This window comes from Arthrobacter sp. R1-13 (assembly GCF_054161475.1).
Window position 1 is genome coordinate 1,965,301 of sequence record NZ_CP096420.1, and the last position, 14,453, is coordinate 1,979,753.

Annotated in this window: 12 protein-coding genes; 11 read left to right on the top strand and 1 reads right to left on the bottom strand. The window is 62.0% G+C overall.

Annotated elements, in window-relative coordinates:
- Positions 1 to 31: 31 nt before the first annotated feature.
- Positions 32 to 709 carry a GntR family transcriptional regulator gene (locus M1D88_RS08955; RefSeq protein ID WP_458114159.1) on the bottom strand — a complete coding sequence of 226 codons (678 nt, stop codon included), beginning with the start codon at positions 707 to 709 and terminating at the stop codon, positions 32 to 34.
- A gap of 118 nt (positions 710 to 827) precedes the next feature.
- Here M1D88_RS08955 and purU point away from each other — a divergent pair, with 118 nt between their 5' ends.
- The 11 genes from purU (at position 828) to M1D88_RS09010 (ending at position 14,449) form a co-directional block, all read left to right on the top strand.
- The gene (purU, locus tag M1D88_RS08960; RefSeq protein ID WP_458114160.1) at positions 828 to 1,742 is read left to right on the top strand and encodes a formyltetrahydrofolate deformylase; all 915 of its coding nucleotides are present in this window, start codon (positions 828 to 830) and stop codon (positions 1,740 to 1,742) included.
- A gap of 52 nt (positions 1,743 to 1,794) precedes the next feature.
- Positions 1,795 to 4,287 carry a GcvT family protein gene (locus M1D88_RS08965; protein ID WP_458114161.1) on the top strand — a complete coding sequence of 831 codons (2,493 nt, stop codon included), beginning with the start codon at positions 1,795 to 1,797 and terminating at the stop codon, positions 4,285 to 4,287.
- A 16-nt stretch (positions 4,288 to 4,303) separates the two neighbouring features.
- Positions 4,304 to 4,930 carry a cyclodeaminase/cyclohydrolase family protein gene (locus tag M1D88_RS08970; protein WP_458114162.1) on the top strand — a complete coding sequence of 209 codons (627 nt, stop codon included), beginning with the start codon at positions 4,304 to 4,306 and terminating at the stop codon, positions 4,928 to 4,930.
- Complete coding sequence (locus M1D88_RS08975) at positions 4,927 to 5,802, top strand: bifunctional 5,10-methylenetetrahydrofolate dehydrogenase/5,10-methenyltetrahydrofolate cyclohydrolase (RefSeq protein ID WP_458114163.1); 876 nt, start codon at positions 4,927 to 4,929, stop codon at positions 5,800 to 5,802. The genes M1D88_RS08970 and M1D88_RS08975 overlap by 4 nt, the downstream gene beginning before the upstream one ends.
- Positions 5,803 to 5,862: 60 nt before the next feature.
- Positions 5,863 to 6,738, top strand: coding sequence for a methylenetetrahydrofolate reductase (locus tag M1D88_RS08980; protein ID WP_458114164.1), 876 nt, complete (start codon positions 5,863 to 5,865; stop codon positions 6,736 to 6,738).
- A 12-nt stretch (positions 6,739 to 6,750) separates the two neighbouring features.
- Positions 6,751 to 9,078 (top strand): FdhF/YdeP family oxidoreductase, encoded by a 2,328-nt coding sequence (locus M1D88_RS08985; protein ID WP_458114165.1) that lies wholly within the window; start codon positions 6,751 to 6,753, stop codon positions 9,076 to 9,078.
- On the top strand, positions 9,075 to 9,677 hold the full coding sequence (folE, locus tag M1D88_RS08990) for a GTP cyclohydrolase I FolE (RefSeq protein ID WP_458114166.1): 603 nt from the start codon (positions 9,075 to 9,077) through the stop codon (positions 9,675 to 9,677). Before M1D88_RS08985 ends, folE begins: the two co-directional genes overlap by 4 nt.
- Positions 9,678 to 9,989: 312 nt before the next feature.
- A complete protein-coding gene (gene fdhA, locus M1D88_RS08995) occupies positions 9,990 to 11,207 on the top strand; it encodes a formaldehyde dehydrogenase, glutathione-independent (RefSeq protein ID WP_458114167.1) in 1,218 nt (405 codons plus the stop codon).
- Positions 11,208 to 11,334: 127 nt separating this feature from the next.
- On the top strand, positions 11,335 to 12,630 hold the full coding sequence (locus tag M1D88_RS09000; protein WP_458114168.1) for a molybdopterin molybdotransferase MoeA: 1,296 nt from the start codon (positions 11,335 to 11,337) through the stop codon (positions 12,628 to 12,630).
- The gene (gene fdhD / locus M1D88_RS09005) at positions 12,618 to 13,499 is read left to right on the top strand and encodes a formate dehydrogenase accessory sulfurtransferase FdhD (RefSeq protein WP_458114169.1); all 882 of its coding nucleotides are present in this window, start codon (positions 12,618 to 12,620) and stop codon (positions 13,497 to 13,499) included. The genes M1D88_RS09000 and fdhD overlap by 13 nt, the downstream gene beginning before the upstream one ends.
- Positions 13,500 to 13,645: 146 nt before the next feature.
- A complete protein-coding gene (locus M1D88_RS09010; protein ID WP_458114170.1) occupies positions 13,646 to 14,449 on the top strand; it encodes an IclR family transcriptional regulator in 804 nt (267 codons plus the stop codon).
- The last annotated feature ends 4 nt before the right edge of the window (positions 14,450 to 14,453 follow it).

Below are 14,453 nucleotides of genomic sequence, written 5' to 3' on the forward strand. Positions count from 1 at the left end.
TTGGGTGACAACTGCAGAGGTGAGGTTTGGACTAGGTGAACAGAGCCCTGCGGACGGCATCCTCGAAGCCGCTGACGTGTGCCCTGGCAAGTTCCGCGGCCCGGGCCTCGTCCCCCTCGATCACTGCTCCGAGGAGCTCCACATGCTCATGCACGTGATGGGAGAGATCCGGAAGGCGATCCAGCACCATGCACCAGATGCGCGTGGCGAGGTTGTCATAGCGGATGAGGACATCTTCGAGGTGTGGATTGGCTGCGGCGGCATAGATTCCCTGGTGAACCTGTGCGTCCAGCCGCAGGGTTTCGACGACGGAGGCCGCGTGCGTGTCAAACGACTCAATCGCACGCATAACAGCGCGCAACTTCTCACGCTGCCCCTCTGTGGCCACGCGGGCAGCCCGAGCGGCTGCGAGGGGTTCAAGCTGGGTCCGGATTTCGGAAATGAACGCAAGGTCGGTTACTTCCACCCTCGTAGCAAAAGTTCCCCGGCGCGGGTACGAAACAACCAGGCGGTCAAGCTCAAGCCGCTTCAAGGCTTCCCGCACTGGAGTCCTCCCCATGCCCAGATCCTTGGCGAGGTGGTCGTCATTGAGAAGATCACCCGGTTTAATGTCAAGCATCAGCAGCCGGTCGCGGATGCGCCCGTACGCCTCTTCCGCCAGCGACTTCTTGACGGTATCGTCCGCGATAGCCAAGACTCCCACTGCCATAACCGGACCCTTTCCGTTGGAGCAAACAGGCTATTGACCTCGCCCAATGACCAGTATACGCTGATGCCAACCCTAATATATCAGTTCATGATTTGAAAATATATCTAAAGGAGTTGACATGGCTCTAGTAGCTACAGACTTATCAACCAGCACCCTGGCTCAGACGGAGCCCCGTTTGGAAGACAAGGCCCAGAAATTCGTACTCACATTGTCGTGCGTCGAACGCGCCGGGATTGTCCAGGCGGTCACTACCTTTCTCTTCGAACGTGGCTTTAACATCGACGAACACCAGCAGTTCGACGACGGGCTCCGCCAGACACTGCACCTGCGCACCGCATTCTCCGGTACCCCTGAGTACACGCCGGAGAGGCTCCAGGAGGAGTTCAACGCAATCGCGGACCGCTTCGAAATGAAGTTCAGCTTCCACGACCAGACCAAGCAGCGCGTCCTGGTGATGGTGTCCAAGTTCGGGCATTGCCTGAATGACCTGATCTTCCGCTGGCGCGGTGGCAGCCTCGGCGGAGACATTGTCCTGATCGTTTCCAACCACGAGACCCACCGGGCCATGGCTGAGGCAGCGGGACTCCCCTTCGTCTACGTCCCGGTAACGGCCGATACGAAGGCAGACGCCGAACAGCGTCTCCTGGATCTCATCGACGAGTATGACATCGACCTCGTGGTGCTGGCGCGCTACATGCAGGTGCTGTCCGACGACCTCTGCCGCTCCCTTGAGGGCCGTGCCATCAATATCCATCATTCCTTCCTCCCTGGATTCAAGGGCGCCCGCCCGTATCACCAGGCGTACGATCGTGGAGTCAAGCTGGTGGGCGCCACCGCCCATTACGTGACCGCAGAACTGGATGAGGGGCCCATCATCGAACAGGAAGTCATCCGGGTGGACCACAGCTATGGACCGACTGCCCTTTCCACAGTTGGGCAGGATGCCGAAGCCCTGGCGCTGTCCCGTGCCGTGAGGTGGCACTGCGAACACCGTGTGTTGCTGGATCAAACCAGCACCGTCGTGTTCCGGTAAGCACCACCACCACATCAGCAGAGAACACACGAAAACCAGCAGGAGAAACCACATGGCTTCCACGCCAAGCATTGTCATTATTGGAGCTGGAATCGTCGGCACGAACCTTGCCGATGAACTGGTCACACGGGGTTGGAACAACATCACTGTCCTGGACCAGGGACCCCTGAATATGCCCGGCGGCTCCACGTCCCACGCCCCCGGCCTCGTTTTTCAGACCAACCCTTCGAAGACCATGGCACTTTTCGCCAAGTACACGGTGGAAAAGCTCCTGTCCCTCACGGAGGACGGCCAAAGCTGTTTCAACCAGGTGGGCGGCCTTGAAGTTGCTACCACGGAAACCCGTCTGGCAGACCTCAAGCGCAAGCTCGGTTACGCGCAGTCGTGGGGCATCGACGGCAAGATCCTCTCCCGCGAAGAGTGCAAGGAGCTCTACCCGCTGATCAACGAGGAAGACATCTTGGGCGGCCTCCATGTACCTACCGACGGCCTGGCCCTGGCTGCCCGCGCAGTCCAGTTGCTCATCAAGCGCACCGAAGCAGCCGGCGTGAAGTACATCGGCAACACCGCGGTGACCGGGATCGAACAGTCCAACCGCCGCGTCACCGGCGTCGAGACCGCCGACGGCGTGATCCCGGCGGACATCGTGGTTTCCTGCGCGGGCTTCTGGGGCGCCAAGGTTGGCGAGCTGATCGGGATGTCCGTCCCGCTCCTCCCGCTGGCCCACCAGTACGTCAAGACCACGCCGGTTCCCGCCCAGAAGGGCAAGAACGAATTGCCCAACGGCGCCCAGCTCCCCATCCTGCGCCACCAGGACCAGGACCTCTACTACCGCGAGCACGGCGAGCGCTACGGCATCGGCTCCTACGCACACCGACCCATGCCCGTGGACCTGGACGAACTGGGCAGCTACGAGCCCAGCAGCATCAGCGAACACAACATGCCTTCCCGCCTGGACTTCACCCTGGATGACTTCCTTCCCGCGTGGGAAGCAACCAAGCAGATCCTGCCGGCACTGCGTGAAAGCGAAATCGAGGATGGCTTCAACGGCATCTTCTCCTTCACCCCGGACGGCGGCTCCCTGGTGGGCGAGTCCAAGGAAGTGGACGGCTTCTTCGTTGCCGAGGCCGTGTGGGTCACACACTCCGCCGGCATCGCCCGTGCCGTGGCAGAGCTCCTCGTGGACGGAAAGTCGCAGATTGACCTCGGCGACTGCGATATCCACCGCTTCGAAGAGGTCCAGCTGACCCCCGAGTACGTCAGCGAGACCTCCCAGCAGAATTTCGTGGAAATCTACGATGTCCTGCACCCGCTGCAGCCCAAGCTCTCTCCGCGCAACCTTCGCGTCAGCCCCTTCCACGCCCGCCACAAGCAGCTGGGCGGCTTCTTCCTGGAGGGCGGCGGCTGGGAGCGCCCCTACTGGTTCGAAGCCAACGCCGAACTGCTCAAGGAGATGCCTGACGAATGGCAGCCGCCGGCACGTGACGCCTGGTCCGGGATGTTCAGCTCGCCCATCGCCGCGGCCGAAGCCTGGAAGACCCGCACCGCGGTGGCCATGTACGACATGACTCCGCTCAAGCGCCTTGAGGTCTCCGGCCCCGGAGCCATGAAGCTGCTGCAGGAGCTGACCACCGCCGACATGACCAAGAAGCCGGGGGCCGTCACCTACACCCTCCTGCTGGACCACGCAGGCGGGATCCGAAGCGACATCACCGTGGCCCGCCTGAGCGAAGACACCTTCCAGCTCGGAGCCAACGGAAACATCGACACCGCTTACTTCGAGCGGGCCGCACGCCACCAGACGGAAAGCGGAAGCGCCAGCGACTGGGTCCAGGTTCGCGACACCACCGGCGGCACATGCTGCATCGGCCTGTGGGGGCCCCTCGCCCGGGACCTGATTGGCACGGTCAGCAGCGACGACTTCACCAACGACGGCCTGAAATACTTCCGGTCCAAGAAGGTGGTCATCGGCGGCGTCACCGTCACGGCAATGCGCCTGTCCTATGTCGGCGAGCTGGGTTGGGAACTGTACACCAGCGCAGACAACGGCCAACGCCTGTGGGATGCACTGTGGAAGGCCGGGCAGCCGTTCGGCGTTATCGCCGCGGGCCGCGCCGCGTTCAGCTCGCTGCGCCTTGAAAAGGGCTACCGCTCGTGGGGCACAGACATGACCACGGAGCATGACCCGCTGGAAGCAGGACTTGGTTTCGCCGTGAAGATGGCCAAGGAAAACTTCGTCGGAAAGGCAGCGCTGGAAGGCAGGACCGAGGAAAACTCCGCCCGCCGCCTTCGCTGCCTGACCGTTGACGACGGCCGCAGCATCGTGCTGGGCAAGGAACCTGTCTTCTACAAGGACCAGGCAGTCGGCTACGTCACCAGCGCCGCTTACGGCTATACCGTAGCCAAGCCGATCGCGTACGCGTACCTCCCCGCCGCTGTGTCCATTGGTGACTCTGTCGAGATCGAATACTTTGGCCGGCGCATCCAGGCCACAGTCACGGCCGATCCGCTGTACGACCCCACGATGACCAGGCTCCGCGGCTGACAGCCCAGGAAGACACATGATCAGTTCAGAATCAATACACGACTACCTCACCAGTCTTGCATCGCGTCAACCCACCCCCGGCGGCGGCGCAGCCGCGGCGCTCCACGCAGCCCAGGGAGCGGCACTCGTCGGAATGGTTGCCAGATACACCACCGGGACGAAATACGAGCAGCATGCCGAACTCGTGACAAGGGTCATCGCCTCTGCCGACAGGCTGGTGGTCGAGGCGCTGCGCCTCGCGGACGCCGACCAGCATGCGTTCCAGGGTGTCATCGATGCGTACAAGCTCCCGACCGGTACTGATGATCTCAAGGCCGCTCGAACGGCATCCGTCCAGGACGCACTCATCCTGGCCGCGAAAACGCCCGCGCAACTGATCCTCCTTGCCGGCGATGTGGTGGATCTTGCCACGGAACTTTTCGAGGTGGCCAATAGCAACGTGATCAGTGACGTCGCCGCCGCCGTCGACGCAGCCCGGGCAGCCGCCACGACTGCCCGAGTCAATATCGACATAAATGTGGTTGCCATCAAGGACAGCGAAGCCCGGTCCCGGCTGGCTGACCAGACCGACGGCCTTGAGGAAAAAGTCATCCTGGCCGCCGACTCGCTCGCCAAGCGCGTTCGCGAAAGGATCCTCGGTTGAACACTACCCTCCTCTCCGGGCGGACCCTCGCCAGGCTCATGCAACAGAGGGCCCACGACGACGCAAGGGACCTCGAAACCGAAGGCCTGCGCCCGACGCTTGCCGTTGTTGTGGCCACCGACGACGGCTCCGCTCACTGGTATGTCCGGTCGATCGAACGGGCTGCAGGAAACGCCGGCATCATGTGCCGGATTGTGGACTTGGGCCACGACGCGACAGAACAGGTGTTGGCCAGTGTCCTGAAAGACCTCAGCGCCGAGCCGTCGGTGCACGGCATCATCCTGCAGACCCCGTTGCCGCCCGGCGTCGATGCAGATGCCCTGGTTGGACATATCGCCCCTGAGAAGGACATCGACGGCGCGAATCCACTGAGCCTCGGCCGCCTGGCAGTCGGCCAGCCCTCGTTCGCGCCCGCCACGGCCCGCGCCGTCATCGAGATCCTTGACCACTTTGATATCCCGGTGGCGGGCCGGAACGTCGTCGTCATTGGACGCTCGGCCGTTGTTGGAAAACCGCTGTCCCTGCTGCTGCTGGAACGCGACGCCGCCGTAACCGTCTGCCACTCCAGGTCAGGGCCGCTCGAGAAATACACCAGGACGGCCGACGTCGTGATCGTTGCCGCCGGGCGCATCGGCCTGCTAAACAGTAGCCATATTTCTCCCGAGGCCGTAGTGATCGACGTTGGCACCAACGTCCTTCCGGACGGGTCCCTCGTAGGGGACGTGGATCAAGCCAGCGTCCGTGGCGTTGCTGCCGCACTGACTCCAGTTCCGGGCGGGGTCGGGTCAGTCACCACGTCCCTGCTTCTCCTTCACACGATCGAAGCCGCCCGCGAACAGTCGCGTGCCTTCGTCAGGAGAGGAGTCGCGTAATGTCGGATGAATGCGATCCGCCCGAGCGGTTGTTGCTGTGACGTGGAAGAACGGAGAGCAATGAGCAACGAAGCTGTTGCGCGGGTACGGCTGGAAGTTGTTCCGTCTGCCGATCTCCTCAAGCAACTCTCCACGGCTTTTGACAGCAAGAGTTCCGTCAGCGTGACGTGTCTCCCCCACCACGGGCCTGGCAGAACGGTGGAAGCCTCAGTAAACCTGGCACGCAAGGGTTATCACACAGTTCCCCATCTCGCTGCCCGCAGCATCACCAGCCAGGCAGAACTGCATTCCCTGCTTCTGCCGCTCCAGGAAGCGGGCGTCTCCGAGCTTTTTCTTGTTGCCGGGGACCGGCGAACGCCTGCAGGTCCCTACTCGTGGAGCGGAGAACTTCTTGAGGCGGTTAAGGCGTATTCTTCTGACTTCTCCATAGGCATTGCCGGCTACCCTGAAGGCCACCCGCAACTCAGCCAGGAGCAACTCAGCGGCAGCCTGCACACGAAAGCACCTTTTGCGTCGTCCATAGTCACGCAAATGTGCTTCTCAGCCGAGGCGATCAGCCGGTACGTCACGACAATCCGCACTAGTGGCCTGGAGTTACCCGTCTGGGTTGGAGTCCCCGGCCCAGTCTCCATCAGGAAGCTGGTGTCCATGGGAGCACGCCTCGGGGTGGGCCGCTCTCTCAAGCTTGCCCGGGGTACGGGGATGGCGGGAGCACTCATGCGCGGAGACGACTTCCTAAGCTACGACAGCGGACGCCTGATTCGGGAGGTCCACCAGGAATTGGCGGGCGATCCCCTCTTTGCCGGATTCCATGTCTACACCTTCAATGACCTCAGCCGCTTGCCTGGCCTCCTGCAAAGTCTGCCGGCCTTGCAGCCCACCGCCACGCTGGCTCGGCGCAATGCCACCACTCCACTGTTTCCTGCGAAGATCTGAAGGGAAGACCCCATGGCTTCCAAAGCCCCTAAGCACAATATCGACGAGTCAGAACTGAGCGTGACGAAGCCGAAGTCCAAGGCCGTCGGCATCCCCGCGGTCGTTAACTCGCTGAAGATCTCCCTCGAGCAGATGGGCCCGCTGCGCAGCGTCCAAACGCTGCTGGCAGTCAACCAAGTGGATGGGTTCGACTGCATGGGTTGCGCCTGGCCTGAGCACGAAAAGCGCAATGCCGCTGAATTCTGCGAGAACGGTGCCAAGGCAGTTGCAGAAGAAGCCACACGCCGACGTGTCACCCCTGAATTCTTCGCGCAGCACTCGATTGCCGACCTGAAGATGCGCGACGACTACTGGCTGGGTCAACAAGGCCGTTTGACGCATCCGATGCTGCTCGACGAAGGTGCCACCCACTACAGGCCAATCGACTGGGACGACGCTTATGAGCTGATCGCCCAGGAAATCAGAGACATGGATCACCCCGACCAATCGGTCTTCTACACTTCCGGCCGGACGTCGAATGAGGCAGCCTTCGCCTACCAGCTGCTCGTCCGGGGCATCGGGACGAACAATTTGCCGGACTGCTCCAACATGTGTCACGAATCATCCGGCTCAGCACTGGTCGAAACCATCGGCATCGGCAAAGGTTCCGTCAGCCTCACCGACGTGGAGACTGCGTCCCTGATTTTCGTGGCGGGTCAGAATCCAGGCACCAACCACCCCCGCATGCTCAGCGCCCTGGAGAAGGCAAAGAAGAACGGCGCCGTCATTATCTCCGTCAATCCGCTTCCCGAGGCCGGGCTGCTTCGGTTCGAGAACCCGCAGACCATTTCCGGAATGGTGATGGGCACCGAATTGACCGACGACTTCCTGCAGATCCGCGCAGGTGGCGATCAGGCCCTCTTCCAGGGGCTTGGCAAGTACCTGCTCGAAGCCGAAGCGCAGGGGCGCAAGACCCCTGGCCTGGGCACAGTGCTGGACCATGAATTCATCAAGCACCACACTGTGGGCATTGACGAATATCTGCGGCACCTTGAAAAGGCCGAATGGGACGACATCGTCGAAGCCACCGGACTCACACTGGAACAGATCCAGTCCACGGGCGAACGCCTGCTGGCCTCCAGCGCCACCATCGTCTGCTGGGCCATGGGCCTGACCCAGCACAAGCACTCGGTACCCACCCTTCGTGATGTGGTCAACGTCCTGCTTCTGCAGGGCAACATCGGGAAGCCCGGAGCCGGCGTCTGCCCTGTCCGCGGCCACTCCAACGTCCAGGGTGACAGGACCATGGGTATCTTCGAAAAGATGCCGGAGACTTTCCACGACCGGCTTGACGAAGAATTCCGTTTCCTCTCCCCCAGGGCCCATGGGTTCGACACCGTGGCTGCCATTCGCGCCATGCGGGACGGAAAGGTGCGGGTCTTTATCGGTATGGGCGGCAACTTCGTACGGGCGGCCCCGGATTCCGAGGTTACGGAACAGGCGCTGGCAAACACACGGCTGACCGTGCAGATCTCCACGAAACTGAACCATTCCCACGTCTCGACGGGCCGTCGCGCCCTGATTCTTCCGACGCTGGGACGCACCGAGAAGGACACCCAACGCACAGGCGACCAGAGAGTGACCGTGGAAGATTCCATGAGTGCGGTCCACGCCTCCCGCGGACGCCTTAAGCCCGCCAGCGAGCACCTGCAGTCCGAAGTGGCCATTGTGTGCAACCTCGCCCATAAGCTGTTCACGGACAATGCAAACCACCCGCTGCCCAACACCCCGAAAGCCGACTGGCTCGCCATGCGGGACGACTACTCGATTATCAGAAAACACATCGAGGGCGTCCTCAGCGGCTTTGAGAATTTCGAGGAACGAATCAAGAACCCCGGCGGGTTCATCCTCCCCCACCCGCCCCGGGACGCCAGGGAGTTCGACACCGCTTCAGGCAAGGCCCACTTCACAGGCAATGACCTCGAATTCATCAGGGTCCCTGCGGGACGGCTGGTCCTTCAGACACTGCGATCCCACGACCAGTACAACACCACTATCTACGGCAAGGATGATCGGTATCGCGGAATCCATGGCGGGCGCCGCGTCGTCATGATCAACGCCGAGGATATAGCGGAACTGGGGTTCACGGACGGGACCATGGTGCATCTCATCTCCGAATTCAAAGGGACGGAACGCCGGGCCGAAAACTTCCGCATCGTGGCGTACTCGACGCCGAAGGGATGCGCGGCAGCCTACTATCCGGAAACCAATGTCCTTGTTCCGCTTGATTCAGTAGCAGACACCAGCGGTACGCCCACCTCCAAGTCCGTCATCATCCGACTCGAGCGCGCTGCACCGTGAGTGCCCGCCTGAGCACACAAACGACAGTGGCCAAGGGGGTGGACGGGCCCAGGGTGGAACGGGCAGTTCGAGAATACCTTCTGGCCATCGGAGAGGATCCTGAAAGGCCCGGACTGGCGGACACTCCCGCCCGGGTGGCCCGCGCCGCCGCGGAAACGTTTGGCGGGCTCCATGAGGATCCCCTGGCAGTCCTGGACAGGACGTTTGACCTGGGTCACGGTGAGATGGTCATCGTCAAGGACATCGCTTTCTATTCCACATGTGAACACCATCTGGTGCCGTTCCATGGCGTGGCGCATGTGGGCTACATCCCTTCGGCAGAAGGACTCGTAACCGGCCTCAGCAAACTGGCCAGGCTGGTGGACGTGTTTGCGCGACGCCCGCAGGTACAGGAGCGACTTACCACCCAGGTGGTGGACGCGCTGGTCTCATCACTGCGTCCGCTGGGCGCGATTGTGGTGGTCGAATGCGAACACCTGTGTATGTCCATGAGGGGCGTCCGTAAGCCAGGGGCAAAGACCATCACCTCCGCAGTCCGCGGCGAACTACGCCTGCCGGCCGCCCGTGCTGAGGCACTGAGCCTCATTCGCAGCCGGTAAGAAATGTCTGGACACTGCCTTAAGGACTACTCTACGATGTAACTGATATATCTTTAGTTGTCATGCAAAAATATCAGTCTCTTTGCATGACCGGTACGGCATCCCGCTGACAGTCTTCGTCTTCGCGAAGTATGAGCTGTCCCGTTCCCGTGAAGGGTGCTTCGGTGGTTTTTGACGCCTGGGGAGGTACATCGAAGCACCGTTTTCGGGTGACGGGGCACTCCGGCGATTTACCGGACCAGTGCAGGGCCAACCGTGAGGCAGGCCTGGCATCAAAATCCCAGCACCACCCCCGTATCCAAAGGAGTGTCCATGTCAGGAAACAGAGCCGTTGCCTATAAGGAACCCGGCGTCGTCGAGATCATCAATACCGACTACCCGACGTTCGAACTTAAGGATGGACCCGGCGTCAATCCCGCCAATGTCGGCCGGAAGGTTCGCCACGGTGTGGTCCTCCGCACGGTTACCACCAACATCTGCGGGTCGGACCAGCACATGGTGCGCGGCCGGACCACGGCGCCGCGGGACTTGGTCCTGGGGCACGAAATCACCGGTGAGGTGGTGGAAGTCGGCCCGGATGTCGAATTCATTAAGGTCGGCGATATCGTCTCCGTGCCCTTCAACATCTCCTGCGGCCGCTGCCGCAACTGCAAGGAACGCAAGACAGGTATCTGCCTGAACGTTAACCCCGACAGGCCCGGCAGCGCCTACGGCTACGTGGACATGGGCGGCTGGGTTGGCGGCCAGGCGGAGTACGTATTGGTTCCCTACGCAGACTGGAACCTGTTGAAGTTCCCCGACCGGGACCAGGCCTTGGAGAAGATCATGGACTTGACCATGCTCTCGGACATCTTCCCCACTGGCTTCCACGGAGCAGTCACGGCAGGAGTGGGCGTCGGTTCCACTGTCTACATCGCAGGCGCGGGTCCGGTGGGCCTGGCGGCCGCCGTCGGTGCGCAGCTGCTTGGTGCGGCAGTGGTCATTGTCGGAGACATCAACGAAGACCGCCTCGTTCAGGCCAGGTCCTTCGGATGCGAAACGGTGAACGTCTCCAAGGGTGACCCGAAGGACCAAATTGAGCAGATCCTCGGCGTGCCCGAAGTGGACTGTGGCGTGGACGCAGTCGGATTCGAAGCCCGCGGGCACGGCAAGGACGCCTCGCACGAAGCGCCGGCCACTGTGCTGAACTCCCTCATGGACATCACTGCAGCAGGTGGCGCCCTGGGCATCCCGGGACTCTACGTGACCGGTGACCCCGGCGGAATCGACGAGGCGGCCCAGCACGGGTCCCTCTCGCTGTCGCTGGGAACCGGATGGGCGAAATCCCTGTCCTTCACCACTGGCCAGTGCCCGGTGATGAAGTACAACCGCCAACTGATGATGGCCATCCTGCATGACAAGGTGCAGATTGCCGAGGCAGTGAACGCCAAGGCAATCCCGCTCGATGAAGCGCCGCGCGGATACGCGGAATTCGACGCCGGCTCGGCAACTAAGTTCGTGCTCAACCCGAATGGATACGTCAAGGCGTAGCAGGCCGCTAACGGGGCCGGAGATCGGGGCAAGCACCGTATGGTGCGATCCCACATTCTCCGGCCCCACCTTTCAGTGCATCATTACCTTCAGAAAAGGGGCACCTTTGCTCGTCCAGGAAACCACCATGAGCAGTCGCACATCGAAGTTGCTCCCTGCTTGGGGCCCATCCGAGCATGCCTCCCCCACCTGGTCCGAAGCGCGCCAGCTGGCTTTCGATTGCGCTGCCCCGCTCGCACCGGTGGAGGTCCCGCTCTCATCGGCAGCAGGCCGCACCCTGACCCGCGACGTCGCCGCCCTGCAGGAGCTCCCCCACTACGACTCCTCTGCCATGGACGGCTGGGCCATTAGCGGATGCGGTCCATGGGTCGTTACCGACAAAAGGAAATTTCTCCTACCCGGGAGTGCCGGCGTCATAGCGACAGGCGGGCTGGTACCTGCCGGTGCCACGTCGATACTCCGCAAAGAAAGCGGGGAGATTCACCAAGACGCTGCAGGCAACACTCTCCTGCGGCTTAATGACGCTGCAAAGCACGGTGAGCCGGGTCAGGGCCGCCATATCCGTCCTGCCGGCGAAGAAGCTGCGGCCGGTGAAGTGCTGATCCCCGCCGGTACGGAATTGAACCCCGGCCACGTTGCGCTCGCAGCCGTGGCCGGCCATGACCATCTCCAGGTGCGGGGCAAACCGCTGGTTGGAATCGTACTGACCGGTGCCGAAGTAGTGACGGCGGGTGTTCCGGAACCAGGACATGTCAGAGACGCTTTTGGTCCCCAGCTGGGCTCAGTCATTTCCCTTCTGGGCGGCACACCCGCCGGCTCCCTGCGCGTCGGGGATTCCTACGGTGAATGGCTCACGGCATTGGGCGGCTCAGAAACATTACCCGGACCAAGGCCGGACGTAACCATCACCACTGGTGGAACCGGATGTTCCGGGACAGATCATTTTCGCAATGCCATCGCCGCTCTCGGCGGACACCTGCTGCTGGATGGCATCGCCATGCGCCCCGGCCACCCGGCTGTCCTGGCCGGGCTGCCGGACGGCCGCTTCGTCGTCGGACTGCCCGGCAACCCCTTGGCAGCAATGATGGCCCTCATCAGTATTGGTGCACCACTGCTGGATGCACTGGGAGGAAGGTCCCTCTCCGCCATCGGGCAGGTGACGTCTGCAGCAGACGTTGATCCCTGCCCCGGCCGTACTCGCCTGATTCCCTTCAGGCTCATCGAGGGGTTGGCCTTTCCCGTCCCGCACACCGGCCCCGGAATGCTCCGTGGACTGGCCGCAGCTGATGGTGTCATGGCTGTTCCCCCTGGCGGAGTCCTGTCCGGCGAGACGGTTTCTGTGCTCCCGCTCCCTTGGACAAAGTCCAACAACACGATCCTGTCCACCGCCAACCGAGTGCGGAGCACCACATGGCACGCATGACTCAACGCCGGAGGATCCATCGCTTCCACCTCGACGGATCCGGCACTGAATACCCGGTACGGTTCAAAGAAGACTTACTTGCCGCTGAGGAGCCCCTGGAAATCCGTATCAGCGGCCGCTCTTTCGCGGTCACCATGAGGACCCCTGGGGACGATTTTGACCTTGTGGCGGGGTTTCTGGTTTCGGAAGGCATCATCAGCTCCCACTCCGAGCTGGTATCACTGCGCTTTTGCAGCGGAGATGCGGGGGCAGAACAGACGTATAACGTCATCGATGCCCAGCTGAGACCGGATGTTCCCATGCCCGACACCATGCGGCATGTCTACACTTCAAGCTCCTGCGGCATCTGCGGGACGGACTCGATCGATTCCGTCCGCAAGACCCTTCGCTTTGACCCGTCCCGTGACGCGCTGCGGATTCCCGTGGATGTCCTCGCCGAACTCCCGGAGCGGCTTCGCGAAGCCCAGGCGGTGTTCGATAAGACGGGCGGCGTGCATGCGGCCGGCCTGTTCAAAGTGGACGGCACCACCCCGGAGTTACTCTGTCTCCGTGAGGATGTTGGACGCCATAACGCCGTGGACAAAGTTGTAGGTTGGGCGTTACGCCAGAACCTGTTGCCGTTGAGCGGCACCGTCCTTCAGGTTTCAGGACGGGCCTCCTTCGAGCTTGTCCAGAAGGCAGCTATGGCGGGCATTCCTGTCTTATCTGCCGTGAGTGCGCCGTCAAGCCTGGCCGCAGATCTCGCCGTCGAGACCGGAGTGACCTTGGTGGGCTTCAGCCGGGGACACAGCCTGAATGTCTATGCCGGCAGGGAGAGGCTGGGCCGCCCGCAGAACGTGAGCCGAGAGGAGAACCATGTCCTGCTTTGACGTCATCTAGGCCGCAAGAGTGAACGGACACATGCTTCCGTTGTAACAGGGGAATTGCGGGGGTCTAACCATTCCGGTCTAGGATCAAACACAAGGCGGGTGTTTTCAGCCTCTTGTTTGGCCACAGAAAGACGTAGGTGTGGATCATGGCCAGAAATGACCTTGACGCCCAAAAGAATGCAAACGGGCAGGCTGGCGGCGTGCAGTCCGTTGACCGTGCCCTGCAGATCCTCGAGATCCTCTCACGCGACGGACATGCAGGCGTGAGTGACATCGCGGAGGAAATGGGGGTTCACAAGTCCACCGTCTTTCGGCTGCTCGAATCCCTTGCGGGCTCTGAAATGGTCCAGCAGAACAGCGGCCGTGGAAAGTATCAGCTTGGCTTCGGCATCCTTCGTCTCGCAGCCTCCATCCCCGCCCGCCTCAGCCTGGTACGGGAGGCCCGGCCGATCCTGGAGCATCTGGCGCATCAGAGCAAGGAAACGGTCAACCTTGCAGTCCTGCGTTCAGGTTACGCCGTCAACGTTGACCAGGCGCTTGGACCCTCCAGTCTGGCCACGCACGACTGGGTCGGAGGCCTGACCCCTCTCCATGCCACTTCCAGTGGCAAGGTTTTTCTGGCAGCGCTGCCCGCCGATGAACGCCGGAAGATCCTTGATGAGGTTGGCCTGTCTGCCCGCACACCCCGCACCATCACCAGCCGGGAAGCACTGGAAAAGCAGTTGCTGGATGTCGCCCATAACGGGTATGCGGAGTCGAGAGAGGAACTCGAGATCGGCTTGAACGCTCTTGCTGTTCCGGTCTATAACCACGTGGCCGCAGTAGTTGGCTCGGTGAGCATTTCAGGACCGGCCTTCCGCTTCGACGCCGAAAAGGTCCCCGAGCTCATCACATCCCTCCGCGAAGCGGGACTGCGGATCAGCGAGAAAATGGGCTACACGCAACGGTGACCCC

Excerpts from the sequence above, each read along its gene's own strand:
- M1D88_RS09000 (WP_458114168.1), top strand. The coding sequence starts at position 11,335 with ATGAGCAGTCGCACATCGAAGTTGCTCCCTGCTTGGGGCCCATCCGAG.
- M1D88_RS08965 (WP_458114161.1), top strand. The coding sequence starts at position 1,795 with ATGGCTTCCACGCCAAGCATTGTCATTATTGGAGCTGGAATCGTCGGC.
- M1D88_RS08970 (WP_458114162.1), top strand. The coding sequence starts at position 4,304 with ATGATCAGTTCAGAATCAATACACGACTACCTCACCAGTCTTGCATCG.
- M1D88_RS09010 (WP_458114170.1), top strand. The coding sequence starts at position 13,646 with ATGGCCAGAAATGACCTTGACGCCCAAAAGAATGCAAACGGGCAGGCT.
- M1D88_RS08985 (WP_458114165.1), top strand. The coding sequence starts at position 6,751 with ATGGCTTCCAAAGCCCCTAAGCACAATATCGACGAGTCAGAACTGAGC.
- M1D88_RS08955 (WP_458114159.1), bottom strand. The coding sequence starts at position 709 with ATGGCAGTGGGAGTCTTGGCTATCGCGGACGATACCGTCAAGAAGTCG.
- purU (WP_458114160.1), top strand. The coding sequence starts at position 828 with ATGGCTCTAGTAGCTACAGACTTATCAACCAGCACCCTGGCTCAGACG.
- fdhA (WP_458114167.1), top strand. The coding sequence starts at position 9,990 with ATGTCAGGAAACAGAGCCGTTGCCTATAAGGAACCCGGCGTCGTCGAG.
- fdhD (WP_458114169.1), top strand. The coding sequence starts at position 12,618 with ATGGCACGCATGACTCAACGCCGGAGGATCCATCGCTTCCACCTCGAC.
- M1D88_RS08980 (WP_458114164.1), top strand. The coding sequence starts at position 5,863 with ATGAGCAACGAAGCTGTTGCGCGGGTACGGCTGGAAGTTGTTCCGTCT.